This is a genomic window from Sorangium sp. So ce296, from assembly GCF_051529605.1.
Lineage (GTDB): Bacteria > Myxococcota_A > Polyangia > Polyangiales > Polyangiaceae > Sorangium > Sorangium cellulosum_D.
In genome coordinates this window covers 11,362,075-11,388,810 of record NZ_CP150325.1, presented here as the reverse complement: position 1 = coordinate 11,388,810, position 26,736 = coordinate 11,362,075, and the positions used below count along the sequence as shown (strand labels likewise).

Annotated in this window: 19 protein-coding genes; 6 read left to right on the top strand and 13 right to left on the bottom strand. The window is 74.4% G+C overall.

The genetic code is table 11. The annotated features are described in order from the left end of the window. Positions 1-24 precede the first annotated feature (24 nt). Positions 25-4,500, top strand: coding sequence for a sigma 54-interacting transcriptional regulator (locus tag WME98_RS42115; protein WP_437947285.1), 4,476 nt, complete (start codon positions 25-27; stop codon positions 4,498-4,500). A gap of 16 nt (positions 4,501-4,516) precedes the next feature. On the opposite strand, the gene WME98_RS42110 is transcribed toward WME98_RS42115, so the two are convergent. From WME98_RS42110 to WME98_RS42080, 7 genes are all read right to left on the bottom strand, one after another. Then, a complete protein-coding gene (locus WME98_RS42110; RefSeq protein ID WP_437947284.1) occupies positions 4,517-5,242 on the bottom strand; it encodes an SCO family protein in 726 nt (241 codons plus the stop codon). A 60-nt stretch (positions 5,243-5,302) separates the two neighbouring features. Continuing rightward, complete coding sequence (cyoE, locus tag WME98_RS42105) at positions 5,303-6,301, bottom strand: heme o synthase (protein ID WP_437954081.1); 999 nt, start codon at positions 6,299-6,301, stop codon at positions 5,303-5,305. 365 nt (positions 6,302-6,666) lie between these two features. Next, positions 6,667-7,566 carry a carboxypeptidase regulatory-like domain-containing protein gene (locus WME98_RS42100; RefSeq protein ID WP_437947283.1) on the bottom strand — a complete coding sequence of 300 codons (900 nt, stop codon included), beginning with the start codon at positions 7,564-7,566 and terminating at the stop codon, positions 6,667-6,669. Positions 7,567-7,750: 184 nt separating this feature from the next. Beyond that, positions 7,751-8,872 carry a hypothetical protein gene (locus WME98_RS42095; RefSeq protein ID WP_437947282.1) on the bottom strand — a complete coding sequence of 374 codons (1,122 nt, stop codon included), beginning with the start codon at positions 8,870-8,872 and terminating at the stop codon, positions 7,751-7,753. Between the two features lie 146 nt (positions 8,873-9,018). Further along, positions 9,019-9,522 carry a T3SS (YopN, CesT) and YbjN peptide-binding chaperone 1 gene (locus WME98_RS42090; RefSeq protein ID WP_061621412.1) on the bottom strand — a complete coding sequence of 168 codons (504 nt, stop codon included), beginning with the start codon at positions 9,520-9,522 and terminating at the stop codon, positions 9,019-9,021. 44 nt (positions 9,523-9,566) lie between these two features. Continuing rightward, complete coding sequence (locus tag WME98_RS42085; protein ID WP_437947281.1) at positions 9,567-11,318, bottom strand: hypothetical protein; 1,752 nt, start codon at positions 11,316-11,318, stop codon at positions 9,567-9,569. 363 nt (positions 11,319-11,681) lie between these two features. After that, positions 11,682-12,527: an SDR family NAD(P)-dependent oxidoreductase gene (locus tag WME98_RS42080; RefSeq protein ID WP_437338155.1), complete on the bottom strand. Its 846-nt coding sequence runs from the start codon at positions 12,525-12,527 to the stop codon at positions 11,682-11,684. A gap of 259 nt (positions 12,528-12,786) precedes the next feature. Here WME98_RS42080 and WME98_RS42075 point away from each other — a divergent pair, with 259 nt between their 5' ends. Next, positions 12,787-13,599: a J domain-containing protein gene (locus tag WME98_RS42075; RefSeq protein ID WP_437947280.1), complete on the top strand. Its 813-nt coding sequence runs from the start codon at positions 12,787-12,789 to the stop codon at positions 13,597-13,599. Positions 13,600-13,643: 44 nt separating this feature from the next. Here the strand turns inward: WME98_RS42075 and WME98_RS42070 are convergent, their stop codons facing one another. Further along, positions 13,644-14,378, bottom strand: coding sequence for an OAM dimerization domain-containing protein (locus WME98_RS42070; RefSeq protein WP_061621541.1), 735 nt, complete (start codon positions 14,376-14,378; stop codon positions 13,644-13,646). 322 nt (positions 14,379-14,700) lie between these two features. Continuing rightward, positions 14,701-16,245, bottom strand: coding sequence for a lysine 5,6-aminomutase subunit alpha (locus WME98_RS42065; RefSeq protein WP_437947279.1), 1,545 nt, complete (start codon positions 16,243-16,245; stop codon positions 14,701-14,703). Between the two features lie 221 nt (positions 16,246-16,466). On the opposite strand from WME98_RS42065, the gene WME98_RS42060 reads away from it, so the two are divergent. From WME98_RS42060 to WME98_RS42045, 4 genes are all read left to right on the top strand, one after another. After that, positions 16,467-17,063 (top strand): FxsA family protein, encoded by a 597-nt coding sequence (locus WME98_RS42060; RefSeq protein ID WP_437947278.1) that lies wholly within the window; start codon positions 16,467-16,469, stop codon positions 17,061-17,063. A 468-nt stretch (positions 17,064-17,531) separates the two neighbouring features. Beyond that, a complete protein-coding gene (locus tag WME98_RS42055; protein WP_437947277.1) occupies positions 17,532-18,050 on the top strand; it encodes an NUDIX hydrolase in 519 nt (172 codons plus the stop codon). 394 nt (positions 18,051-18,444) lie between these two features. Next, on the top strand, positions 18,445-19,137 hold the full coding sequence (locus tag WME98_RS42050; protein ID WP_437338148.1) for an oxidoreductase: 693 nt from the start codon (positions 18,445-18,447) through the stop codon (positions 19,135-19,137). Between the two features lie 160 nt (positions 19,138-19,297). Continuing rightward, a complete protein-coding gene (locus WME98_RS42045; RefSeq protein ID WP_437947276.1) occupies positions 19,298-21,418 on the top strand; it encodes a RecQ family ATP-dependent DNA helicase in 2,121 nt (706 codons plus the stop codon). 136 nt (positions 21,419-21,554) lie between these two features. On the opposite strand, the gene WME98_RS42040 is transcribed toward WME98_RS42045, so the two are convergent. From WME98_RS42040 to WME98_RS42025, 4 genes are all read right to left on the bottom strand, one after another. Continuing rightward, entirely contained in the window at positions 21,555-21,767 is a 213-nt protein-coding gene (locus tag WME98_RS42040; protein ID WP_148313657.1) for a hypothetical protein, read from the bottom strand. Positions 21,768-22,161: 394 nt separating this feature from the next. Further along, positions 22,162-23,217: a tyrosine/phenylalanine carboxypeptidase domain-containing protein gene (locus WME98_RS42035; RefSeq protein ID WP_437947275.1), complete on the bottom strand. Its 1,056-nt coding sequence runs from the start codon at positions 23,215-23,217 to the stop codon at positions 22,162-22,164. Between the two features lie 180 nt (positions 23,218-23,397). Continuing rightward, positions 23,398-24,717, bottom strand: a complete 1,320-nt coding sequence (locus WME98_RS42030; protein ID WP_061623042.1) for a PhoH family protein — start codon at positions 24,715-24,717, stop codon at positions 23,398-23,400. A gap of 213 nt (positions 24,718-24,930) precedes the next feature. Beyond that, the gene (locus WME98_RS42025; protein WP_020735460.1) at positions 24,931-26,292 is read right to left on the bottom strand and encodes a sigma-54-dependent transcriptional regulator; all 1,362 of its coding nucleotides are present in this window, start codon (positions 26,290-26,292) and stop codon (positions 24,931-24,933) included. Positions 26,293-26,736 lie beyond the last annotated feature (444 nt).

The following is a 26,736-nucleotide window of genomic DNA, read 5'->3' as shown; positions in this document are numbered from 1 at the left end:
TCGCCGCCCAGGAGCATTCCCGGGATGAGCGAGCCGTCGACCGTGGCACCTCGGTTGGCAGAGCGCTTCCGGCTGCTGGGCGTCGCGGGGTCGGGCGGGTCGGCCGAGGTCTGGAGGGCGGTCGACAAGGAGCGCGGCGGCGTGGTGGCGCTCAAGATCGAGCGGCAGAGCGGCGGCGCGCCCGCGGAGGAGCGCGCCGCCGCGCGGCGGGCGCTCGCCCGCGAGGCGCTGCACGCGACGCTCGCGCTCTCACCGCGGCTGCCGGAGCTCGTCGACGTCGGCTGGCTCTCGGCGCGCGCCGGGGTCGCGCGCGTCGAGGCCGCCCCGGGCGTCGATGGGCGCGCGTTCGTGGCGATGCGGTGGTTCGAGGGGCGATCCGTCGCGGAGGCCGTGCGCGGCCTGCCCCAGGGCGAGCGCGCGGCGCTCGCGCTCGCCGTCGCGCGCGACGCGGGCGAGGCGCTCGGCGATCTGCACGGCATCGGCCTCGCCCACGGGGATCTCAAGCCGGAGAACCTGATCCTGACGCCGGAGGGGCGGATCGGGATGATCGACCTGGGGCTCGCCTGCTCGATCCACGAGACCTCCGTGGACGGGGCGACGCTCAGGTACCTCGCGCGCCACGACGCGGAGCTCGGGGACGCGCGGGCGAGGGATCTGCTCGCGCTGGGGACGCTGCTCGCCGAGATCGCGCTCCCCGGCGTGGCCGCCGCGGGCGATCCCATCGAGGTGGCGCGCGCCGCGGTGGCGGCGCCGAGCGCGGCCGGACCCGCGCTCGACGCGATCTGCAGGGCGCTCCTGTCGCCTTCACCCGGGGCGCGGCCGTCCTCGGCGTGGGTGACCGAGTCGGCCCGCGCCGCGCTCGCCGGCGCGCAGCCGACGCGCGCGCCGCTCGCCGGGACGCCATCGCCGCGCGCGGGCCGCGATCCCGGGGGGCCCGGCGACGAGCGCGATCGGCAGGACCGCGACGCGCGCCGCGTGCGCGCCGCCTACCTGCGCCTGCGGCGGCACGAGCTCGAGGCGGCGCTCGGGGTGCGCGACGACGTGGCCTCCTGGCTCGCGGACGCGTTCGCGGTGGTCCAGCGGGCGCGCGCGCTCTCGAGCGCGGACGTCCGCGCGGGCGACGCCGCGGCCCGCGCGGGCGCGCCGCAGGGCGAGGGGCCGTGGCTGGGCCGGCTCGGCCCGGACCGCGTCGCGCGGTGGCTCACCGCGCTCGTGGGGACGAGCGCCGCGGCGTGGCCGATGGCGACGCTCGCGGCGGCGCCGGAGCGCGCGCTCGCGGAGGCGCTCGTCGCCCTGGCGCGGCAGGTCCCGCCGCGGGCCTGGACGTTCGCGGACGTCGAGGCGGCCGTGCTGGGGCGCGGCGCGCGGCGGCGGGCCGCCGCGGCGGCGCGCGATCGCGGCGGCGCCGGCGAGGGCGCCGCGGCGCAGGCCACCTCCGCGGCGGAGGCGGCGGAGCTGGCGCTCGCGATCGCGCGGGTGCCGCCGGATCCGCTCGCGCTCGAGGCGATCGAGCAGCGCGACGACGCGCCCGCCGGCCTGGTCGTCGCCGCGGCGAACGCGCTCCGGCTCCGCGGCGATCTCGGGCGCGCGCGGAGCCTGATGCTGCGCGCGTCCGTGCGGGGCGCGCCGGAGTCCGCGGCGCTCGCGGCGGAGGTCCTGCGGCGCGCCGGGGATCGCGCGCTCGCCGAGGAGCGCGCCCGCGCCGCCATCGAGGCCGGCGCGGACCCGGACGGGCGCGCGGCCGCGGTGCTCGCGCGCATCGCGATCGACGCGGGGGCGCTGGGCGCGGCCGAGGCGCTCGCCGGGGAGGCGGCCACCGCGCCGCTCTGCGAGGCGCGCGCGCTGATCGCGGCGCTGCGCGGCGACGCCGCGCGGGCGCTGTCCGAGGTGGCGCGCGGCGGGGCGCTCGCGAGCTCGGTCGAGGAGCTCGCGCGGATGGCCGCCGTGCGCGGGTACGCGCTGCACGCGAGCGATCCGGAGCGGGCGCACGCGTCGTTCAGCGCCGCGGTCGACTACGCCGTGCGCGCCGGGGCCGTCGTCGAGGAGGCGACCTACCGGACCGGGGAGGCGGCGGCCGCGGTGGATCTCGGCGATCTCGAGGGCGCGATCGCGACCTCGACCCGCGCGGCGCTGCTCTGGGAGCACCTCGGCCGGCCCGCTCAGGCGGCGCGCGCGCTGCTCGCGTGCGCGGCGGCCTACGCCACCGCGGGCCTCGCGCACGAGACCCGCCGGACGGCCGAGGACGCCATCGCGCGGGCCCGCGACGCGGGCGACGCGAAGGCGGAGGCCTACGCGCTCTGGGCGATCGCGGACGTGGCCGCCGCGCGCGGCGGCGACGGCGTCGCGGACGCGGAGGCCTGCGCGCTCCCCGACGCGCCCGCGGCGGCGGAGCGCGCGGCGGCGCTCCTCGCCGGAGGCTCCGCGGACGACGCGCTCCGGGCGGCCGCGCGGCTCCTTCGCCACGGCGCGGGCCAGATCGACGCCGCCCGCGTCGAGGAGCTCGACGAGCTCGCGAGCGGCCCGGATCTCGCCGCGGCGTCGCGGCTCGACTGGTGGGGGGCGCGCGCCGCGCGCGCGCTCGCCGCGGACGACGCCGTCGGCGGCGCCCCCGCCGAGGCCCCTCCGCGGGGCGGCGCGGCGCGCCCGGCGGCGGACGGCGGGCGCAGCGACCGCGTCCTCGCCGCGCTCGCCGCGCTCGCGGGCGCGCGGGCGCCGATCGCGTCGCGCGGCCCGGCGCTCGCGGCGGCGCACGCGCTCGCGGTCAAGGCCGGGCAGACGGACGTCGCGCACCGGGTGCGCGCGGCGCTCGCCGAGGCCGCGCGCGAGCTCTGCAGGCGCACCGCGGACGCGGGCGAGGCGGCGGGCGCGCCGGGCGCGCCGGCGCTCGCCAGCGCGGTGCGGTCGCTGCCGTGGGTGGCCCGGGCGCGGGCGCTGCCGGAGGCCGGCCTCGGGCCCGAGCAGGCGCGCGATCTGGAGGCGCTCGTCGGCGCGCTCGGCGAGCGCGAGCGCCTCGCGCCGCTGCTCGACCGGGTCGTCGACGCGCTCGTGCTCTGGACGGGGGTCGAGCGGGGGCTCCTGCTCCTGCGCGCCCCGAACGGGCGCCTCGTCCCGCGGGCGGCGCGCAACCTGGCGCGCTCGCGCCTCGGCGCCGAGCAGCTCGCGCTGTCGGAGACGCTCGCGCGCCGCGCCCTGGAGGCGCGCGAGCCGGTGGTCGCTGTCGACGCCGCGGGGGAGCTGCCGAGCGTGCACCGCAGCGTGCACGCGCTGAAGCTCCGGAGCGTGCTGGCCGTGCCGCTCATCGCGCGCGGCGAGGCGCTCGGCGTCGTCTACCTCGACGATCGCGTGCGCCGCGGCGCGTTCGGGGCGCAGGAGCTCCGGTGGGCGCGCACCATCGCGTCGGTCGCGGCGCTGGCGATCGCCGACGCGCGCGCGCAGGTGGAGCTGCGCCGCGCCGTGCGCCGCGCCGAGCGCGCCTCGTCTCGGCTCGCCGGGGAGCTCGCGCGGCGCGAGGCGGAGCTCGACGCGGCGGCGCTCGAGCTCGCCAGGGCGCGCGGCGGCCGGGACACGCGCTACCGGTACGACGCCATCATCGGCGAGAGCGAGGCCGTGCGCGCGATGCTGCGCCTCGTGGATCGCGTGACCGCGTCCGAGGTGCCGGTGCTCATCCACGGCGAGTCCGGCAGCGGCAAGGAGCTCGTGGCGCGGGCCATCCACCACAACGGCCCGCGCGCGGCGCACCCGTTCGTGGGCGAGAACTGCGGCGCGATCCCGGAGGGGCTGCTCGAGTCGGCGCTCTTCGGGCACGTGCGCGGCGCGTTCACGGGCGCGGATCGACCGCGGGCCGGGCTCTTCGAGGTGGCGGATCGAGGCACGCTGTTCCTCGACGAGATCGGCGAGATGAGCCTCGCCATGCAGACGAAGCTGCTGCGCGTCCTCGAGGACGGCCTCGTGCGGCCGCTCGGCTCGGACCGGGCGCGCAAGGTCGACGTGCGCGTCATCGCCGCGACGCACCGCGACCTGGACGCGCTGGTACGCGCCCGCGCCTTCCGCGAGGATCTGTTTTACCGGCTGAACATCATCACGATCCGGGTGCCGCCGCTGCGCGAGCGCGCGACCGACGTGCCGCTCATCGTCCAGCACCTCGTCGCGAAGCACGGCCGCGGCCCGGTCCGGGTCACGCGCGGGGCGATGGAGCGGCTCTCGGCCTACGGGTGGCCCGGCAACGTGCGCCAGCTGGAGAACGAGATCCGGCGGGCGATCGTGCTCTGCGACGGGACCATCGATCGAGAGCACCTGTCGCCCGAGATCGCGCACGGCGGCGGCGCGGCGCCGCGCGAGCTCGGCCTCAACGTCCGGGCGAGGATCGACGCGCTGGAGACGGAGCTCGTGCGCGACGCGCTGGAGCGCACGCGCGGGAACCAGACGCAGGCCGCCAAGCTGCTCGGGCTGTCGAGGTTCGGCCTGCAGAAGATGATCAAGCGGCTCGCCATCGAGGCGTGAGGCGAGCCCGGGCGCGTCACCGCTGCTTCACGAGGGCGCCGGCGTCGCGGAGGATGGCGGGGATCCCTTCGTCGTTCGCCTCGTAATAGCCGCGGATCACGCCCTCCTGGTCGACGAGCACCAGGCGCTCGCCGTGGAAGATGCTGAAGATGCCCGGGCTCGTCTCCTCTTTGCCCATCGCGATCTTGAAGCCCTTGAGGATCGTCGACTCTATCTGATCGAGAGGGCCTGTCAGGAGCGTCCAGCGCTCGAGCGGGAGCTTCTGCGACGCCGCGTAGGCCGCGAGCACCTCCGGCGTGTCGTTCTCCGGGTCGACGGTGAACGTCACGAGGTGCAGCGCGTCCCCGAGACCGCGCCCCTGCTGCTCGATCTCCTTCATGCGCTGCGTGAGCTTGGGACAGACGGTCGGGCAGGTCGTGAAGATGAAGTCGGCGATCCACACCCGGCCCCGGAGCTGCTCCAGGCCGAACCGCTGGCCGCGCTGATCCGTCAGCGCGAAGGCCGGCAGCGGGATGCGAACTGCGGGCGCCTCCGCGGCGTGACCGCGGACCCCGCGGCCGACGAAGAACGGCACCGCGAGCCCGCTCAGCACGACGAGCGCGACGAGCGCGACCCAGAAGAGCGGCCTCTGGGTCAGCGCCCTGCGCCGCGGCGTCGGCGCGGGGGCGCCGCCGGACGGAAGCAGCTCGCTGGCCGGTTCTGCGGGAGGAGGAGCGCCGTTCGCCTGGCGGGTCGGCTCCATGGCAACCATCCGCGGACGCTTAAGGGCCGGTCCCGGGCGCGTCAAGGCGGCGGGCGCCGCTCAGGCGCCGACCATCAGCGCGGCGAAGAGGAGCACCAGGTACACCATCGAGGCGAAGAAGACCCGGCGCGCCCAGCGCGCCTTGGTGCCCGCGAGCAGGCCGCAGGCACCCAGCGCGAAGAAGGCCCCGCCGAGGAGGACCGCGACGCCGAAGTAGACAGGGCCCGCGACGCCGAGCGGGACGAGGAGCATCGAGGCGATCATGAGCAGCGCGAGATAACCGACGATGTGCCGCCACGTCGCGTGATCGCCCTTCTCGAGCGGCAGCACCTTGAGGCCCGCGCGCCGGTACTCGTCCTGACGGAAGAGAGAGATCGCCAGGAAATGCGGGATCTGCCAGAGAAACATGACGGCGAAGAGCAGGAACCCGGGCGCGTCGACCTGCCCGGTGACGCTCGTCCACCCGAGCAGCGGCGGGATGGCGCCGGGGATCGCGCCGATCGGCAGCGAGAGCGTCGTCTTGCGCTTGAGCGGGGTGTAGACGAGCACGTAGCTGAGCAGCGCGAGCGCGGCGAGCGCGCCCGTGACCGCGTTCACCCCGAAGACCAGCAGCGGAATCGAGCTGGCCGAGAGCGCGATCCCGAACCAGAGCGCCACGTCCGGCGCGAGCCGCCGCGCCGGCAAGGGGCGGTTCCGCGTCCGCTCCATCAGCAGGTCGGTGTCGCGCTCGATGTACATGTTGAGCGCGTTGGCGCCGGACACGACGAGGACCGTCCCGAGCAGCGCCAGCGCGAGCTGGGTCACAGGGACCGCCGCGCGATCGATCGCGCCCTCTCCGCCCGTCCCGGCGCGGAGGTAACGGCTCGCGACCCACATGCCGCCGAGCATCGTGGCGACCACCATCCTCGTGATGCGCGGCTTGGTGAGGCTCACCAGGTCGGCCGCTACCTTGAGCAGCGGGCGCGCGCTCGTGGGGAGCGCGGAGCCGTCGCGCTCGGGAACCTCGGGCTGGCGGATGTAAGGGACCGGTGCCCGCTCCGTGGCCTGCTCGACGCTCATGGTCACGCGCACACCTCGCCGCCGCGACCGGCGCTCGCGCCGCGCGGCGACCGCGCGGCACCTCCAGAGACCCTTGTAGGCGGGACAGCCAGGCCGGAAAACGACGTCATCGCCTGAGCGCGGGTGGCGGGTGAGAACAGCATCGGGGCCGGGAGACTAGCGCGCGCAACGCGGCTCGGGGAGTCGAGTTCGACCGTTGTCGCCGCTTCCCTTTAGGGCACGAGGGGCCGAGTGGCAACCGCCGCGACGCCCCATCGTGCTTCTTCGCGTCGAGCGAGCCAGGAAAGCTCGCTCCTGGGCGCTGCCCGCCGCCAACCGGACGGCCCCGGGCGCGCTGGCGCCCGCCGCGGGCGCTGCCGGGGAGCTCACCAAAGGCCCTTGAGCTCGTCCTTGTTTTCCGCCGGCTCAGCCTCGGTGCCGGCGTACGTGAACGTGACCTGGGCGGGCTTGTCGTCCGCGACCGTGACGTCGGCCGTCTTGAGGCCATAGCGGGGGTGCCACGCCTCGAGCTTGTACTTGCCGGCAGGCACCTTCTCGATCGCGAAGGATCCGTCACCGCCGCTCACGGCGAAGAACGGGTGATCCGTCACCACGACAAAGCCGCGCATCCACGGGTGGATGTCGCAGGTGAGCTTGATGATGCCGTCGCTCCACGACTTCGTGAGCGGGTCCGCGCCCCGCGGCTGCGCCTGGTTGAACAGCGTCTCAGAGCCCTTGTAGGTGTGCACGTTGTGCAGCGTCCGGTCGCTGTTCTTGATGTCGACCTGCTGCCCGGAGACCACGCCCTGGATGCGCGGCTCATACATGCAGTCCTTCTGGTCGACGACGGCGTGGGCGTCGGGCGCCTTCCAGCTGCCCTGCACGCCCCCGACCGCGATGCGGACGAGGGTGTCCTTGAGCTTGCCGTCGTTGACGACGACAGCGTTGTAGACGACGTCCTTGTCCTGGCAGACCGGGGCGTCCTTGCGCGCGGCCGGGACCTTCATCTCGACCGGCTTGCCGGTGAGCTTGACGACCCCCTTGATCGTCCCCTTGGCTTCGGGCGTGGGCGGCGCGGGCGGCGCGGCCGCCTGTTCCGTCGCCTTCGGCGCCTCGGGCGCCTTTGGCGGCGCGCTGGGCTTCTCGGCCGAGGCCACGGGCGGGGCCGCGCTCGACGTCGCCGCCGCGCCGCCGGCGGGCCGCGAGGGCTCCTCGGGGCACCCGGCGCCGAGCGTCAGCGCGACGAGCGCGAGGGCGGACAGCGAGACGAGATCGCGACGATGCATGAGGACTCTCCCGTGCCCATGGCGCGCCACGCGAGCCTGGGCCGCGCCCCGCGAGGGCCGGTGCGAGGGAGAGACCGGCGGGACCGGACGGCCCCCGCGCCGTCCCGGCGGCGAGCATCAGGTGGAACGCTGCGCGCGGATCCCCGCGCGGCGAGGGCGTGCTTAACGAGTGTCGTCGCTCGCGTCAACCGGACGCGCCCCCGGTCGCGTCCGGTTTCCCGGCGCCCGGGAGCGCGCTCGAGGGGCGCTCGCGCTCGGTCGCGAGCACGGCCGCCCAGAAGCCGCGCTCGTCGCGCGCGGCGAGCGCGACGCAGAGGGCGGCGATCACCAGCGACAGCGCGCCGAGCGGCACCTCGGGGGCGCTGCGCGCGACGAGCAGCAGCGCGAGCGCGCCGCCGAGCGCGGGCAGCCGCGGCGGTGCGATGAGCGCGAGCGCGACGACCACCACCGCGAGCGCGGCGGCGAAGAGCTGCATCGAGAGCGGCACGACCGGCGCGGGGCGCGTGAGCAGCCGGTCGAGCGCGCGGCGGAGGAGCGCCTCGACCACGGACGCGTCGTCGGAGGCGCCCGCGAGCGCCGCCCGGGTGGCGAGCAGCGCCGAGGCGAGCGCCGCGAGCGAGAGCGGGCTGACGAGGCGCGGCCGCGGCGGCTCGGCCTCGCGCGGGCGCGCCTCGCGGCCAGCGCCGAGCGCGACCGTCGCCACGAGGACGGCCAGCGCGTCGAGCGCGAACGCGGCCGTCGCCACCGAGCTGGTCGCGCCGGCGAGCGCCTTGGAGCCGCGGTCGTTCGCCCAGACGGCGAGGAGGACGCCGGTGAGCCGCACGAGCGCGGAGGCGCCGACCAGCCCGAGCGCGGCCGCGACCGGCCGCATGAACGGCACGCGGAGCGCCTCCCAGGCGCTGCCGACGGCGAGGATCGCCGCGCTCACGCCGATCAGCGCGGCGGAGAGATCGGGCACGCGCTGCACGGTCGCGTGCAGGACGACGAGGATGACGAAGCTGCCCGCGACGATCGCGGCGATCCGCAGCGCGTACGGGACGCGGCTCCGCACGACCGCGCCGATCAGCGCCATCGCGGTGACGATCGCGCCGATCGCGAAGAGCTGCGAGGCGCCGGCGCCGGCGAGCTCGACGGCGTGCGCGGCGCGCTCGATGCCCACCGCGAGGCCGACCATCGCGGGCGCGAGCATGCGGCCGAGGATCATCGCGAGCAGGGCGAGGACGGCGAGCGGCCGGATCAGCCGGAGCACGGGCAGGCCGGCGAGCGGCGGCCGCTCGGGGGACGACGCGCGCCCTTCGGCGCGCACGGGGGACGACGCGCGCCCTTCGGCGGGCGGGGCGTCGCCGCCGTCCTCGCGGCGGGGCGAGGGAGCGGGGTCCGGTGCGGCGGAGGGAGGAGGCGGTTCGGGGGGATGGTCGATGTTGAGGAGCATTGAAGAAGAGGGCCCGTCGCTCAGCCCTTGTCCCAGGCGCGGGGGGCGTCCAGATCGGTGAAGACCGCGGCGGTCGCCGAGGCGTCGATCAGGTCCTGCATCCGCTGGCCGCCGGCCTCTTCGACGATGCGGTCGTCGTACTCGTCCGCGAGCACCGACAGATCGCGGAGGGCGACCAGGATCTCGTCGGCGTCGAGCGTCTCGCCGCCGAGGAGCGTGTGTACGATGACCACGCAGGAGCCCTGCGCGACGTAGCCGAACGCGCCGAAGCGGATACGCGCGTTCAGGCGGAGCAGCTTCATCGCGAGATCCGGCGTCATCTCGACGCCGCGGGCGAGCTGCGCCACGAGCCGCACGAGCGCGCGATCCGGCGCCCAGGGCAGGACGTGCAGGTAGACGTACGCCGTCCCCTGGCGGACCACATAGAAATGCGGCTCGATCCGGGTGAACGCCGGAGAATCCGCGAGCGCCGCCTCGATGCGCGCGTTGGTCACTTGAACGGCCGCGTCGGAATCCTTCGACATGCCGCCGAGGATACATCGCCGCGGTCCCGGTGCAGAGCCGGGACCTAACGACGGAGCGGAAGCAGCGGTCCAGGCGGCGCCAGCGTCTTCTCGTCGCCCGGGACGGGACGCGGCGCCCTGCGCACCGGCGCCGGCTCGACCGGCGCGGCGTCGGACGCCGCCTTCAGCAGGAAGGGGCGGGCGTTGCGGGTGGAGCACGCGTCGTACGGATCCCTGTGGAACTCCCAGTGCAAGTACACGTTGCCGTCGGGTGAGACGATCGCGTCCGGCGCCTTTCCGAACGGTGACGCGCGGTGCACCGAGTTGAGCGCGACCATGTCGAACGCCGTCATGCCGCTCGGCTTCGTGACCCCGAGGCGCACGATGCTGCCGCTGTCCTTGTTCAGCACGATTTCCAGGTGCGTGACCCGGTTCTGGTTGAACGCGTGCCCCGAGGGCAGGCTCTCGAGCGACGCCAGGAACTCCTCCGCGAAGATCGGGTGGAGCCGGTTGTGGATCATGTTGATGTACGTCGCGAACGGCACCCGCGCGGCGTTGAGGGACGTCTGGTTGCCGGGCTTGACGGAGGGGTCGTAGTTCTCGATCGCGGCGCGCCACTTCTTCCACTTGTCCGTCGTCTCCCACGAGCCCCGGTGCGCGCTCTTGCGGGACGCGCCGTCCGAGGCCCGTTCCGCCCTGAGCTTCTCGTTGCCCACGGCCGCCTGCACGCCGGCCATGTTCAGGTTGAGGTTGGGCCCGCCGGGCAGCCCTGGCGCGCCGAGGCCGATCGAGCCGACGCGGACCGGGCTCTCGTAGGGCTGCGGCGTCGCCTTCTTCCCGGCGACGCGGCTCTTGCCGTCGCCGCCCGGGTTCGCCGGGTTGAGCGTGTAACCCCCGTTCGCGCCGTCGACGACCTCGGGCGACGCCGGGCCCGAGCCGCCCGCGGCGCCCCTCTCCGCCGCCGGCGCGGCGGGCGCCTGCGCCACGCGGCCGCCGCCGGTCGCGCCCGGGACGCTCTGCGGCGGCGCCGCCCGAGGCGCCTGCGCGGCCTGCGCCGGGGACGGCGGGCTGTGGTGCTCCGCGCTCTCGCTGTCGGGGCTCTTCTCGCCGGGCGCGTGCTGCTCGTTGCCGGCGCGCTCCTCGCTGTGGCCGCTGTGATCGTGGTCGCTGTCGCCGACCTTGTCCGCCGGCCCCCGCGGGCCGCTCGGGCTCCCGGGCGTGGGCGCGGGATCGTCCTGATCCTTCGAGCGGATCTGCGCCATGGTCTCCTCGGCGACCTTGTTGGCGTCGTCCGCGATCCGGTTCGCCTCGGGGTTGTCTTCCTGGTTCTTCTCGACGTGCTGACGGATGGCGATCCGCCGATCCGCCGGCAGCGGCGGCGGCGGCGGCGGCGGCGCCGGCTGGACCGGCACGACCTTGGCCACCTCTTCCTTGGGCGGCTCCGGCTTGGGCGGCGCCTTCGCCTGGCGCGGCGGCTCCGCCTTTGGCGGCTTCCGCGGCGGCGGCTCCGCCTTGGTCGGCTCTGGCTTCTGCTGCGGCTCGGGCGGCGCGTCCTTGTCGGGCTCGCCGTCCGGCGACCGCTCCGGCGGCGCCAGCGGGGCGGGAGGCGGCGTCGCCGCCACGCCGTCGGTCAGCACCTCGAACGTCGTGTCGGCCGGGCGGAGGCCCTCCCGCACCGCGTGGACCATCCGGCGGAGCTGCGCCCGATCCTCGATGACCTGCGCCACCTCGACCGCGCCCCCGCCGCCCGCCATGTGCGCCACGATCGCCGCGCAGACCCACAGGGCGAGCGGGATGTGGGCGGCGTCGCGCGACATGGTCGCTCAGCGCCTCCGCGCCGCAGAGGCCGCACCGCGCGATGTGGCGCAGCCGGAACAGCAGCGAACGACGGTCACCGGTGGCACCTCCAGACTCCGCGTGAACGATCTGCTCGAACAGTACGCCAGTACGCCGATGCGAAAAGCGCACCCAGGAAGCGCCTCGAACCTAGCATCCGGGGATCAGCACAGCAACGGTCGGCGCGCGCCGGGCCCTCGCTTCTGCCGCGTCCGCCGCCGCGCGAGCGGAGCGGCCCGCGCGCACCCGGCGCGGCCCGCGCGCACCCACCCCGCGCGCGCACGAGGGCCGCGCGCGCAGCCCCGGGCGGCGCGCTCGCGCCGCGCGCTCCGCGGACGGCGCGATCAGAGCTTGTTGATCGCGTCCCAGTGCTCCGCGATCTCCTGCGCCGTCCAGACACCGCCCTCGTCCTTGAACTTTCCGGGGCTCTGAACGACCTTGTAAATGTACATCTGCGCGCCGGCGACGGCGAGGACGTTGCCGGTCCGATCGGCGCACAGGTCGGACGCGAGGAACAGCGCCGCGGGCGCGACGTGCGCCGGCGTGAGCGTGTCGCCGGCCGACTGGAACATGGGCAGATCCTCCGTCATGCGGGTCTTGGCGATGGGCGCGACCGCGTTGACGGTGATCCGCTGCTTCTGCAGCTCGATCGCGGCGGTGCGGGTGAGCCCGTAGATGCCGGCCTTGGCAGCCGCGTAGTTGGCCTGTCCGAAGTTGCCGAGCATCCCCGAGACGCTCGTGGTGTTCACGATCCGCCCTCCCTCGCCCTGCCCGACCATCTGCTTCGCGGCGGCCTGCGTGCACAGGAACGTCCCCTTCAGGTGAACGGCGATGACGGCGTCCCACATCCCCTCATCCATCTTGAGGAGCGTCTTGTCGCGGAGGATGCCCGCGTTGTTCACCAGGATGTCGACCCTGCCGAACGCGTCGACGGCGGTCTTCACGATCCTCGCCGCGCCCTCGGGGGTCGCCACGTTGTCGAAGCTCGGCGCGGCCTGCCCGCCCGCGGCCCGGATCTCCTCCGCGACCTGCGCCGCCATCGCGTCGCTCGAGCCCGACCCGTCGCGCGCGCCGCCGAGATCGTTGACGACGACCTTCGCGCCCTCCCGGGCGAAGAGCAGCGCCTCCTCGCGGCCGATCCCGCCGCCGGCTCCCGTGATGATCGCGACCTTTCCGTCGAGCAAGCCCATCGCAGAGTCCTCCTGATCCGCGCGCCGGCGCGCCGCGCCGGTCCGTTTTCGCGCGGAGCTTCGCACAGCGGGCCGCGACCTGGGCGCACATTCGTGCGGGCGGGCGGCGTGACGTGAACGCGCGCGCGAGCGGGCCCTTCCGGCGGCGCCGCCTACCTATCTACCTACCTACCCTACCTACCCGCGCGCGCACGTCGGCCGCCTGCCCGCGCCGCTTCTTTGCCCGATCGCGGGCGGCGATGATAACGCCGCGATCGCGATGCAACTGCCCAGCCGCCTTTCCACGTCGACCCTGGGAGACCTGCTCGGCGCGCTCTACCGCGAGAGGACCACCGGGCTCCTGGAGCTCTGCGAGCTCAGGACGCCGAGCGGCTCCACGGTGCCCGGCCGGCAGCACAGGATCCAGCTCTTCTCCGGCCTGGTGACGGCCGTCGAGACGCCGCTCCGGGTGCCGCGGCTCGGCGAGATCCTCGCGCGGGAGGGCTCGGCGCCCGAGCCGTCGATCCAGCGGCTCGCCGCGCTCGTCGCCGCGCACCGGGGGCGCCGGACCGGCGAGGTGCTCGTGGCCGCGGGGCTCATCCCCGAGAGCGCGGTCGAGCGCGCGCTCCGGATCCAGCTCCGCGCCCGCCTCGAGGCGCTCTTCGCCATCGAGGAGGCGACCATCTGCTTCCACACGGCGAGGCCGCTCGCCGCGTCGCTGCGGCAGACCGGCCCGCTCTCGCCGAGCGACTTCCTCCACGGCCGCCCCCGCGCGCGGGATCGCTACCGGCGCGCCGCGAGCGCGGGCGCCGCGCGCGGCGGGGCGTCGAGCGGCGCATCGTCATCGAGCGCGCCGCCGCGCGGCGGGTCGTCGAGCGCGCCGCGCGCCGCCCGGGTGGACGAGCCGCGCCGCCGGGCCCTCGAGGTGCTCGGCCTGCGCGAGGGCGCGACCGAGGCCGAGATCCGCCGCAGCTTCCGCCGCCTCGCCGCCGTCCTGCACCCCGACCGGGGCGCGTCGCAGCCCGTCGAGCGCGCGCAGCGCACCGCGCGGTTCGCCGAGCTCTCGGCCGCCTACCACCTGCTCGTCGCCTGAGCGCCGCCTGCCGCCGCGTCGCCGGCCGCCGCATCGCCTGCCCCCTAGACCCTGCCCACGAGGCGCTCGACAAGGAACGACGCCACGGTGATCGGCTTCGTGCCGGGGCCGAAGCCGGCGTCGAAGCCGAGCTCGACGGCGAGGTTGTGATCGATGCGCGGGCCGCCGAGGAGCAGGATCACCTTGTCCCGGAAGCCCTGGCGCGTCGCCATCTCGACGAGGGCCGCCGCGTTCTCCTTGTGGCAGTTCCGCTGCGTGATCACCTGCGAGACCAGGATCGCGTCGGCGCCGAGCGCCTTGGCCCGCTCGCAGAGCTCGGCGTTCTCGACCTGCGCGCCGAGGTTGTGGGCGTCGAAGCACTTGAAGCTCTCGAGGCCCTTCTCTCCGGCGAAGCCCTTGTAGTTCAGGATCGCGTCGATACCCACGGTGTGCGCGTCGCTGCCGGTGCAGGCGCCCACGACCACGATCTTGCGGCCGAGCTTCTTCGCCTGTTCCTCGATCTGGTCGCGCGTGAGGGGCTGAGCCGCGAGCTCCTCCACCTCGATGTCCGAGGTGTCGACCCCGTGCTGGGAGTGGCCGTACACGACGAAATAGGTGTGCTCCCGGCTGGCCTGCTCCATGGCCGTGACCAGGGGCTCGCGCAGCCCGTGCGCCTCCGCGAAGCGCTTCGCCGCCTCGCGCGCGCGGTCGCCCGGCAGGACGCGGAGGGTGAACGACATCTGGACCATCCCGTCGCCCTCGCGGTCGCCATACGCACGCAGGATGTTTCGCTGTGTCATGCTCACCTCGGTCTCACGGGGCGGAAGGGGCCGATCCCCATCAACAGTAGCGCCGGGCGGCCGCGCGTGGCCAGTGCCATCGCGCGACGGAGAGGGCGCGCAGCGGCTCGCGAAGACAGCGGAGAATGCCTTTTGAAGACGTCAGTGAGGTGGCTTCCGGGGCCAGCTCCCGTCGGGCTCCGGAACATGGGGAAGAAGCGCCGCCAGGGCGCCGAGGACGCCAGGAGGGCCAGAGATCTCCCCTCTTGGCGTCCTTGGTGTCTTGGCGGTCTTCTCTCCGTTCCCGCCGCGCCGCGCCGCCAGCGCACGGAGGCGGGGCGACCTACGAGCGCTCCAGCACCTCGAGGACCGGATTCAGGTACTCCGGGTGCCGGGCCACGACGCCCGCGTACCCCTTCCCCCCGGTGCGCGTGCGCTTGACGTCGCCGAACGCGCCGCGCCCGATCGCGTCCCAGAGGGTCTCCCGCTCGACCTCGCCGAGGAGCGCGTGCGCCTTGTCGAGGACCTCGCGGGCGCGCGACTCGACGATGCCGCCCGGCTTCCACTGGATCTCGTCGCCGAGGTGGCGCGCCGCCGTGAAGATGTAGCGCGCGCTCTTCAGCGAGAGATACCGGTCCATGAGCAGCGGTGTGTGGATCGCCTCGCTGAACATCCCGAGCAGCTCGATCGACTGGCCGGTCGTGATCCCGACCAGGTTGAACATCGCGTCGTGGACGTGGCTGTGGAAGATGTCGCCCGTCTTGAATTTCGTGGGCGGCATCCACTTGATCGGGTGCCGATCGAAGATCTGCCGGACGAGCTGGGCCTGGGCGAGCTCGAAGAGGAGGCTGTCCTCGAGCCAGGGGTTGATCTCGAACGCGTGGCCGAGGCCCATCTGCTCCTCGCGCAGGCCCGCGCGCCGGGCGAACGCCTCGTTGATGAACTGCGACGCGAGCACCGTGTGGGCCTTCTCGACGGCATCGGCGGTCGTGAGGTAGTTGTCCTCTCCCGTGTTGATGACGATCCCGCTCCTCGCGATGATCCGGCGGGAGAAGTACTGATCGATGAACGTCCGCTGCATGTTGATGTCGCGGAACAGGATCCCGTACATCGCGTCGTTGAGCAGCATGTCGAGCCGCTCGACCGCCGCCATCCAGGCGATCTCGCTCATGCACAGGCCGGACGAGTAGTTCGTCTGCGCCAGGTAGGTGCCTGTGTCGCGGGTCGCCTCGTCGGTGGCGCGGCGGATGATCCGGAAGTTCTCCTGGGTCGCGTACGTGCCGCCGTACCCCTCGGTGGTCGGCCCCTCCGGGACGTAGTCGAGGAGCGACTGGGCGGTCGCGCGGATCACGGCGACGATGTCGGCCCCGGCGAAGCCGGCGGCCTTGGCCTGGACGGCGTCGTCGTAGATGTTCCCGGTCGCGACGATCACGTACTTGAGCGGCGCGACGCCGACCCGGTGCGCCGCCTTGTGGGCCTCGCGCTCCTCGCGGGCCCGGTCGATCCGGGCGATCGCCTCCCGCGTCGCCGCCTCGAGCGCGCCGCGCGCCTCCTCCGCGGTCGGGCCCGCGCCGAAGTCGGCCGCCTCGCTGAACGCCAGCGCCTCGGCCGCCTCCTGCACCGAGGCGGCGCCCTCGCAGAGCGCCCGGCCGAGGTGGTACGCGACGCCCCAGCCCAGCTGCCCCGCCTTGTGGATGCGATCCACGAGCGCGTTCACGAGCGGCGTCCCCTCCGCATCGGCGCCGACCACGCCGTAGGCCCGGGCCACCGTGCGCTCGACGCCGACCGTGGTGTGGCGGTCGATGAAGCGCTGCACCTCGTCCGCGATGTCGGCGGCAAACGCGCGGCACGCCTCCACCTTTTCCTGCTCCACGGGGACGGTCGTCATGGATTTCTCCGGGGCAGGCGGTCTTAGCGCACTCTCACCGCGGCCGGTACTCCGGCGCCGGCTCCGCGCCGGAGCGGCCGGCCGCGAGCGGCGCGGCGTCGGCGCGCTCGGCGCGCGGATAGGCGACGCGCCGCGGCAGCATGGCGGCATGGCGCGCGGCGGCGGCGGCGGCGTGCGGGCCCGAGCGTGCGCCGCGCGGCGGGCGGCGCTAGACGGGGGGCATGGGCAAGCTCATCCTGCTCTTCACGGCGGTCCCCATCCTGGAGCTCTGGCTGCTCCTGTCGATCGGCGACCGCATCGGCTTCTGGCCGACGGTGGCAATCGCGCTCGGAACGGCCGTCCTCGGGGCGGCGCTCGCGAAGCACGAGGGGCTCAAGGTGCTCGCCTCCTGGCGGGGCGCGATGGCCGAGGGCCGCGTCCCGGACGAGGGGCTCACCGGCGGGCTGCTCGTGCTCGTCGGCGCGGCGCTGCTCATCACGCCGGGGGTGCTGACCGACGTGGCGGGGCTCGTGCTCCTGCTCCCGCCCGCGCGCCGCCGGATCGCCGCGGCCGTGCGCGAGCGGTTCGAGCGGCGCGCGGCCGCGGCGAGCGCCGCCGGCTTCGGCGGGTTCGGCGGGTTCGGCGCGGGCAACGGGGCGTTCTTCAGCATGAGGGTCATCGACCTCGGCGGCGGGCCGTTCGGCGGACGCGGCGCGGAGCGCCCTGGCGCGCCCCGCGAGCGGCCGGCGTCAGGCCAGGTCATCGACGTCGAGGCGGAGGTGACCGAGGAGGACGAGCGCGGCGGGCAGGCGCGAGAGACGCGACGACTGCCCCGCTGACGCCGCGGTGACATCGACGTTTCGTCGAGCGCACGCGCCCTCCGCGCACGAGCGACTCTGGCGCTCGACGCCCGAACAGCCGCGTCAGGAGCCGGCGAGACACGCGAGCAACGACATCAGATGATGATTCACGCTCGGGCTGCATGAATGAAACGACAAAGAAACAAAGCCTATTGTAGGCTGCTCAACGTCGTCGGAGAGGTCCGACATCTCAGGAGAAGCGACATGAAGATCTGAGCTCACACAACGTCCCGCGACAACGCACAAGGAATCCAACGCAGCAACCCCTATGCAAGATCCAACTCGAACCGCGATCCCATCGACACCACCGCGCCGCCCGGGTACCGGCGCGAAGAACGGCTCTGGCACGGCGTCCAGCCCCGAACAAAAAGGGCGCGCTCACCTGGGCGCGGCCCGCGCGGCGATGCGCCAGCGGCCCCACGTCCTGCCCTCGCGGAGGGTCCCGCGATGAGGCTCATCAAATCCATGGCCGGCTGGCTGCTCGGGTACGTCGATCCGAGGGAGCCTCTCGGCAGCTCGCTGATCAACGCCATCTCCCGGCTGCCCATCAACCTCGCCGCCGACGCCGTGTGCCTCCGGAAGAACGCGGACTCCGGCGCGCTCGAGGTCCTCCTGACCCAGCGAGGAGCGTCGGAGTCGAGCCCCGGAGCGTGGTGCTGCCCGGGGAGCGTCCTCTCGCCCGGCGAGCAGCCCGAGCACGTGCTCCACCGGGTCGGCATGACGATCTCCGACTTCACGTTCGTCGGCGACTACTTCTCGGCCGCCGCGCGCGGCTGGATGCTCTCCCGGGTCCATCAGGCGAAGCTCGCCGAGGTCCCGGCCACCGGCACCTGGTGGCCCGTCGAGCAGCTGCCGAACAACATGGTGCCCAAGCACCGGGAGCAGCTCATTCCGATGGCGATCAAGGCCTTCCACGCCCAGCGCGCGAAGCTCGCGCCGAAGGTCGCCCCCGCGCCGGTCACGTGAGCAGCGCGCCGCGCGGCCCCTCGCCGGCCGCGCGAGCGGGCCCCGCCCCCCTCGAGGCCTCCTGCCACGACCATCGCCGCCGCCGCGCAGGCCAGCGATCTCCTCCGGGTGTTCTGTTCCGGGTGTTCTGTTCCGGGTGTTCTGTCCCGGTCGTGGCCATCTCTGCCCGGAGAGAGCTCGTATGAAGGGCGGGAAGCCGGCCGCGGCGATGGGGAGCCCGCGCACACCGGGGAACCTGGAGCGGAAGCGGAAGGAACCGTAGGGGATCCGCGCCGGCCGTCCGCTCGCGATGCCCGCCGCCGGCCGCTATGGTTCGCGCGCCGCTTGGGTTACGCTGCGCGGTACGGCTGTGGATCCCCGCGGCGGCGCCCTCCGCAGGTGATTCCGCAGGAACATGGAATCCATGACGGTCGACAAGACAGCTCTCATCGTGGGAGGAACGGGCCTGGTCGGCGGCCACTGCTTGCGCCTCCTCGTGCAGCAACCCGCGTACGCGCGGGTCGTCGCCCTGCTGCGCCGCCCGGCCCCGATCGAGGACCCGCGGCTCTCCCAGCGCATCGTCGACTTCGATCGACTGGACGGCGCGGAGTTCGCCGGCGTCACCGACGTGTTCTGCGCGCTCGGGACGACCATCGCCAAGGCCGGCTCCGAAGAGGCCTTCTACCAGATCGACTATCGTTACCCGATCACCATCGCCAGGCTCGCCGAGAAGGCGGGAGTGAAGCAGTTCGTCCTGGTCTCCTCCGTGGGCGCCGATCCGCGCTCGACCAGCTTCTACCTGCGCGTGAAGGGCGAGCTGGAGCAGGAGCTCTCGGGGGCGAGCTTCGCGTCGGTCCACGTCCTGCGCCCGAGCCTGCTCCTCGGCGAGCGGGGCGAGGTCAGGAAGGGAGAGGCGATCGGCGTCGCCGCGGCGCAGACGCTCCGGTTCACGATGAAGGGCGGCCTCCGCAGGTACCGCCCCATCGACGCGAGGACCGTCGCCGGCGCGATGGTGGCGGCCGCGCTCCAGGGGAGCCCCGGCCGCCACGTCTACCACTTCGACGACATGGAAGCGCTCGCCAAGGGCGTCGGCGTGGTCCAGGCCTGATCGCCGCGCCGCCCAGGCGCGCGCGCGCCGGCGGCGCGAGGCCGGCGGCGGCCCCCGGGCGACCCGCGCGCCGCCATGGCGCCGCCACCCCCGGCGCGACGCAAGCCCACGAAAGTGCTAGGGCTCGCCGCGGGCACGGCGCTCGCTCGACGCCGCCGCCATGATCTTCGCTGAGCCCCCCTCGCCGATCGTGACCGAGCGCCTCCCCTCCTCCCCGCTGCGCCCTCCGGAGGGCCCGCCCCCGTCGATCGACGCCGTGCTCGCGGATCGGTTCGGCATCGCGTCGTTCCGGCCATGGCAGCGCGAGGCGATCGACGCCCTGCTCGGGGGCGCGGGCCGCGTCCTCGTCGTCGCGCCGACCGGCGGCGGCAAGTCGCTCTGCTACCAGCTCCCGGCCGTCGCCTTGCCCGGCACGACGCTCGTCCTGAGCCCGCTCATCTCCCTGATGGAAGATCAGGTGCGCGCGCTCGAGGTGCGCGGCATCCCCGCGACGTTCGTCGCCTCCAGCCTCCCGCGCGAGGAGAACGGCCGCCGCCTCGCCGCCCTGCGCCGCGGCGAGTACAAGCTCGTCTACGCCGCCCCCGAGCGCCTCGCCTTCGACGGCTTCCTCGAGGCGCTCGCCGAGAGCCGGCTCTCGCTCGTCGCCGTCGACGAGGCGCACTGCATCGTCCAGTGGGGGCACGACTTCCGGCCCGACTACCTGCGCATCGGCGCCGCGCTCGCGCGGCTCCGCCCGCCCCGGGTCCTCGCCTGCACCGCGACGGCGACCCCCGACGCGCGCGACGAGATCATCCGGCGCCTCGGCTGGCCGCGGAGCTCGCCCGGCGACGACGACGTCGGCGCCGCGGGCGAGCCCGGGCCGGAAGGGCCGCCGCCCAAGGTCATCCTGCGCGGGTTCGCCCGGCCCAACCTCCACCTGCAGGTCTCCGCGGTGGACGGCCCGCGCGAGGCCGGGCGCCTCACGGCGCGCGCGCTCCTGGACGCCCTCGGCGACCCCGGGCGGCCCCGCGGCGCCGGCATCGTGTACGCCGCCACCCGCAAGGGGGCGGAGCGCCTGGCCGAGGCGCTCCGCGACGCCGGCTGGAACGCCGAGGCGTACCACGCCGGCCTCGCCCCCGAGTCGCGCGCGCGCCTGTCGGCCGGCTTCGCGGATCGCAGCCTCTCCGTGGTGGTCGCCACGAACGCCTTCGGCATGGGCATCGACCGGCCCGACGTGCGCCTCGTCGTGCACGCCCAGCCGCCGTCGTCGATCGAGGCCTACTACCAGGAGGTCGGCCGCGCCGGCCGCGACGGCGACCCGGCCCGCGGCCTGCTCCTGTTCGCGCCCGCGGACATCGCGCTGCGCCGCCGGCTCTGCCAGCTCGGCGAGGGGGGCGCCGAGGCGAGCGCCGACGACGCCGCGCGCGCGTGGGGGCTCTTCCGCGAGCTCCTCCGCTACATCGACGCCGCGACGTGCCGGCACGACTTCATCCTCCGCTACTTCGGCGACGAGGCCGAGTCGCTCGGCGGCTGCGGCCACTGCGACGTCTGCCTCGAGGTCGACGCCCTGGAGGAGAGCGACCCGGCCGCGCTCGCCCGCGACAACGACCTCGTGCGCCGCGCGCTCGCCGGCGTCGCGCGGGCGAAGGGCGGCGCGGGGATGCAGGCGATCGCGTCGATGCTCATCGGCGAGTCGAACGAGCGCGTCCGCCGCATGGGGCTCGACCGGCTCTCCACCTTCGGCGTCCTCCAGGGGAAGCGCCACGACGAGGCCATGTCGATCCTGCGGGTCCTGCTGGCGAACGCCTGGATCGATCTCACCACCGGCGAGTTCCCCGTCCCGCTCGTCACGCCCGCGGGCTGGCGCGTGATGCGCGGCGAGGTGCCCGCCCGGGTGCGGCTCCCGGTCCCCGCCGCGCGCCGGCGAGCTCCGCGCCGATCGGCGGCCCCCTCGCCCGCCGCGCGCCCCGCGCCGGCCGCGCGCGCGTCCTCCGCGGCGGCCCACGACCGCGCGCCGGCCGCGCCCGTCGCCTCCTCGCCCGCGCAGGCGGACCCCGGGGTCGAGCTCGAGGCGCGGGACGTCCCGCTGTTCGAGGCGCTGCGCGCCCACAGGGCCGCGCTCGCCAAGGAGAAATCGCTGCCCGCCTACGTCATCGCGCACGACCGGACGCTCCGGGAGATCGCGCGGATCCGGCCCGTGTCGCTCGACGATCTCGCGCTCGCGCGCGGCATGGGGCAGGCGAAGATCTCGAGCTACGGCGAGGGCATCCTCCGCGTGGTGCGGGAGTTCTCGGGCGCCTAGCCGATAAAGCCGAGCCCGCGCGCGTCGCTGTCGCCGGGCCGGATGCGCCGGCGCACGGGAGGCGCGGAGGCGGGGAGAGCGCTCGAGTCGTCTCTCGCCCCGTCTCCGCGCCTCCCGGCGCGGCCGTGCCTGCGCTTCACGCGTGGCCCGCGACGCGGAGCTCCGCGATCAGCTGGCCATCCAGGCTGACGAAGGTCGTGAGCCGGCCCTCGACGTTGATGAAGACGTCGAGCATCACGCCGGCGCCGAGATCCACGACGTGAAGATCGTCCTTGAGGACCACCGCCGGGGCCTCGCCTCCCCTCGGCGGCCGCCTGGATTCCCGTTCCATGGCCTTCTTCGAGTTCATGCCCCCCTCCGCCCGCTGGCCCGTCCGAGCCGCGCGCCCCCGGAGCCACCTCCGCGCGCCGCGCGGCCCCGCCGGGCGCGATCGCGCGCGCGCGACGCCGCGCTCGCCAGCGGACACGACAAGCGCGTTCCATGCCGTGCTCGCACGGCCGAAGTGATCCTTCCCTTCACGCAGCCCCCTTTCTCTCCGCTCCTCGCCCGACCCGCAGCGCCCTCCATTTCATCGGATCCGTGTGGCGGGAAGATAGGAAGTTCAGGGGACGATCGGACTTTTCTTCCCGCCTTCCCATGCTCCCGCGTGAGCCGGACAACCACGGATCACCAGGCAACCGCGGCCTTCCGCTCGACCGCGCCCGGGGCGCAAGCGACGCCGAACCGGGCCGCGGCGGCCCTTCTCAGCTCCCCCGCGCCCAGGACGCAAGCGACGCCGCGGCGCCCACGGAGACCCTGCCCGAGGAGAGCACCTCGCCGAGCGCCGGCTGCTCCAGGAGCGTCGCCTCGACCCGCAGCAGCGCCGGCAGGTAGACGACCTCCCGCGCCAGACCGCCGCCCCGGTGGACCCGCGCCGCGATGCGCAGGGCGTCGGCGGTGGAGCGCGCGCCGCGCGCCTCGAGCAGCCGCGCGGTCTCGACGAAGCTGGCGCCGCGCTCGACGCTCCGCGCGGCGAGGTGGCGCAGCCCGAGCTCGACCCGGCGGGCGCCGACCAGGTACCCCGCGGCGCGCTCGCGGGCGAGCGCCCAGCCCTCCTGGTCGTCGCCGCCGTTCGCCGTCCCGATCGCGAAGATCCCGAGCGGCAGCGCCGCGGCGCGCACGCCCGGCGCCGCGTGCCCCTCGATCTCGTGCAGCACGGTGCGCTCCACGTCGTCGCGCGTGAGCATGCGCCCCCGCGCGACCTGGATCACCCCGTCGCCCGTCGCGGCGAGCGGCGCGATGTCGGCGATCACGACCCGGAGCGGCAGGCGCCGCGCCCCGATCTCGCGCCGCATCCGCGACACGAGCGACCGGGGCGAGCGCGCGTCGTCGCTCCGCACCCGCGCCTCGTCGCCCGCGGTCGCGCCCGCGCCCTGCTCGACCCAGGCCGCGGCGAGCGCGTCCGCCTGCTCGTCGAACGCGTCGCGCGCGGCGTAGCGGCGGCGCGCGGCGGCCCAGCACCCCGCCCCGCCCGCGGCCTCGCAGATCGCGGCCTCCGCGGCGAGCTCGAGGGCGCGGCCGGCGTAGACCGCGCCGAGCTCCCCCAGATCCGCGAGCCGCTCGGCCGCCGTGTCCATCGCTATCCGGAGATCGCTGTGGTCCTGCGCGGGCGCATAGACGAACCGCGGGACCTCCCCGCCCCCCTTGCCCCACGCCGCGGCGAGCCGCGCGAGCTCCTCGACGAGGTTCACCGGCGTGCTCGAGCCGACCACGCGGATCCGCCGCGCCGCGGCGCCGAGGAGCCGATCCGCGTCCGGCACCCAGGCCGGCGGCCCCGAAGGCCTAGCCCGAGGACGCCGCGCCACGCTCCGCTGCCCCTTTCACGTTCGCCCTCGCCCCGCTGGCTCCCGCCTCGCTCGCTCCCGTCCTGCCCGCCCCCACGCCGCTGGCTCCCGTCCTGCTCGCCCCGTGAGCGCGCCGCGCGCCCCCCGCCGCGCGCGTCAGAGCAGGTTCGCCGCGAGCTCCGCGAGCTCGCTGCGCTCGCCCTTGGCGAGCACCACGTGCCCCGCGATGCGCTCGCGCCGGAACCGCTCCGCCACCACGAGCAGGCCGTTCGACGCGTGATCCACGTACGGGTTGTCGATCTGCTGCGGATCGCCCGTCAGCACGATCTTGGTCCCCTCGCCGCACCGGGTGATGATCGTCTTCACCTCGTGCGGGGTGAGGTTCTGGGCCTCGTCCACGATGAGGTACTGGTGCGGCAGGCTGCGCCCGCGGATGTAGGTCAGCGGCTCGACCTGGATGCGCCCGCTCTCCAGGAGCTCCACGAAGCCGCGCGCGTCGCGCCCCGGCTTCGCGCCGCCGTTCGAGAACAGGAACTCGAGGTTGTCGAAGATCGGCTGCATCCACGGGTTCAGCTTCTCGTCCACGTCGCCCGGAAGGAAGCCCAGATCGCGCCCGAGCGGCATGATCGGCCGGCTCACGAGCAGCCGGCTGTAGGCGTTGTCCTCCGTCGTCCGCTTGAGCGCCGCCGCGAGCGCCAGGAGCGTCTTGCCCGTCCCCGCCTTGCCGATGAGCGTGATCAGCCGGACGGAATCGTCGAGCAGGAGGTCGAGCGCGAAGGCCTGCTCCTTGTTGCGCGGCCGGACCCCCATCACCCCCTCCCGCCCGACGCGGAGCGCGACGATCTGCCCGCGCGCCGCGTCGAAGCGCCCGAGCGCCGTGTGGCTCGGCGCCCCCGCGTCGCGGAGGAGAACCGCCGAATTCGGCAATAAATCCGCGAGGTTGGCGCCGGCGAGGAAGCCGTTCTGGAAGAACGCGTCGACCTCGGCGCCGGGCACCTCGAGCTCCACCACCGACTGCTCGATGGCCGGATCGTGCACCCGCTGGTTCTCGTACGTCTCCGCCGGGATCCCGAGCGCGTCGGCGCGGATCCGGAGGTTCGTGTCCATGGTCACGAAGATGGTCGGCCGGTCCTTGTGCCGGTCGCGGATGTCGATCGCCGTCTGCAGGATGGCGCTGTCCTGCGAGCCCGACTCCAGCCCCACGAGCAGCTCCGGCCGCCGCTCCGGGATCGCGATCCGCAGGGTGCCGCCGCTCTCCAGGAGCACACCGGTCGCCAGCGTGCCGGCGCCGCGGACCTCGTCGAGCAGCCGGGCGATGGTCCTCGCGTTGCGCCCGCGCTCCGAGCCCTCCCGCTTGAACTGATCGATCTCCTCGATCGCGTAGATCGGGATGATGACGTCGTTGTCCTCGAACTTGAAGATCGCGTGGGGATCGTGGAGCAGGACGTTCGCGTCGAGAACGTAATTCTTCTTCATAGGGGCGAGCGCGACGGCGTAGCCGCCTGAGGCGACGGGCGCAAGGGCGTGTTGCGCCGCCCGCCCCGGGGATGTCGCCATCCGGAGATCGGCAGGAGCTCCTCGCCGACATCGGAAGAAATACCGAGCTTCGACTCGGCCGGATCCGGGAGATCGCCCGCGGCGCCGCGGCGTCTGCGGCGCCTCCATGCGATTCCAGGCGGGTCGCCGCCGTCACAGATCGATCCGGTAGTCCTTGATCTTGTAGAGCAGCGCCCGGTGGCTGATCTCCAGCACCTCGGCGGCCTTGGTCCGGTTGCCCTTCGTCTTCTGGAGCGCGCGCCGGATGAGGATCTCCTCGATGACGCGCGAGGTCTTCTTGATCGACAGCTCGCCGCTCGTCAGCTGCATCTGGATCGGGTCGCGCGCCTCGCGGATCCGCTCGGGCAGGTCGGCCTCGCCGATGCGCTCGCCCTCGCAGAGCACCATGGCGCGCTCGACGGTGTTCTCCAGCTCCCTCACGTTGCCCGGCCACCGGTACTCCAGGAGCAGCCGCCGCGCCTCGGGCTCGAAGCCGCGGATGTTGATGCCGAACCGCGCGTTGTTCCTCGCGAGGAAGTGATCCATGAGGATCGGGATGTCCTCCCGCCGCTCCCGGAGCGGCGGGATCGCGATCGGGAGCACGTTGATCCGGTAGAAGAGGTCCTCGCGGAACCGGCCGGCCTGCGTCTCGGCCAGGAGGTCGCGGTGCGTCGCCGCGAGGATGCGGACGTCGACCTTGATGTCCTTGTTGTCGCCCAGGCGGCGGATCGTCTCCTCCTGGAGCACCCGGAGCAGCTTCACCTGGAGCGAGAGCGGCAGCTCGCCGATCTCGTCGAGCAGCAGCGTGCCGTGGTTCGCCTGCTCGAACAGCCCCGCCCTGTCGTTCACCGCGTCGGTGAACGCGCCCCGCTTGTACCCGAAGAGCTCGCTCTCCAGCAGGTTCTCCGGGATGGCGCCGCAGTTGACCGCGACGAACGGCCCGCCGCGGCGGCCGGACCTCCGGTGGATCGCCCGGGCCACGAGCTCCTTGCCGACCCCGCTCTCGCCCGTGATCAGCGCCGTTGTCTTGTAGTCGGCGACCTTCGCGATCGTCTTGAAGATCGCCTGCATCGGCGGGCTCTTCGCGAGGATCTCCTCGAACAGGTTCTCTCGCCGGATCTCCTGGCGCAGCGCGCGGTTCTCGCGGCGGAGCGCCTCCCGCTCCTCGGCCTTGCGGAGCGTGAGCAGCACCTCCTCCGCCTTGAACGGCTTCTGGATGTAGTCGTAGGCGCCCGCCTTCATCGCCTCGATGGCCATGTCGACGTTGCCGTAGGCGCTCATCACGATGACCGTGGCCTCGTTCCCCTTCGCCTTGAGCGTCGCCAGGAGGTCGAGGCCGCCCATCCTGGGCATCCGGACGTCGGTGAGGATCACGTCGGGCCCGAACGTCTCGACCATCGCGAGCGCCTCCTCGCCGCTCGAGACCGCCTCGACCTCATAGCCATCCCGCTTGAGGAACGTGCGCACCACGAGGCGCAGGTTTTCTTCGTCGTCAACGACTAGGACGCGGCGCATAGACCCTGAAAACTTTTCCTACACCGGCGCGCATCACTCCGCAACGAGTTGCATCTCGCCGCATGCCGCGGTGCGGTCATCCGCGGGGAGCCGCCGCATGCCGCGGTGCGGTCATCCGCGGGGAGCCGCTGCATGCCGCGGTGTGGTCATCCGCGGGGAGCCGACCTCGGACGTGGGGCGCGAGCGCGGGCGACCGGGAGGGCGGCGAGCGGGCTCTGCGAAGGGCGACGCGCACCGCGCGAAGGCCGCTGCGCGACGCGGAATGCGCCTGCGCGGCGCGCCGTGCTCCGCGGCGGCCGCGCGGGGCTGTACCCGTTGACGCAGGTCGCGCAGGCTGCTTTAGCGGCGACGCGCACCGGAAGCGAGCAGGGCCGCGGACGGCCCGACGTGATACGCCGGAGCGGCCTTCGCGGGCAGGACCGCGTCCCTTAACCGATCGCGTGA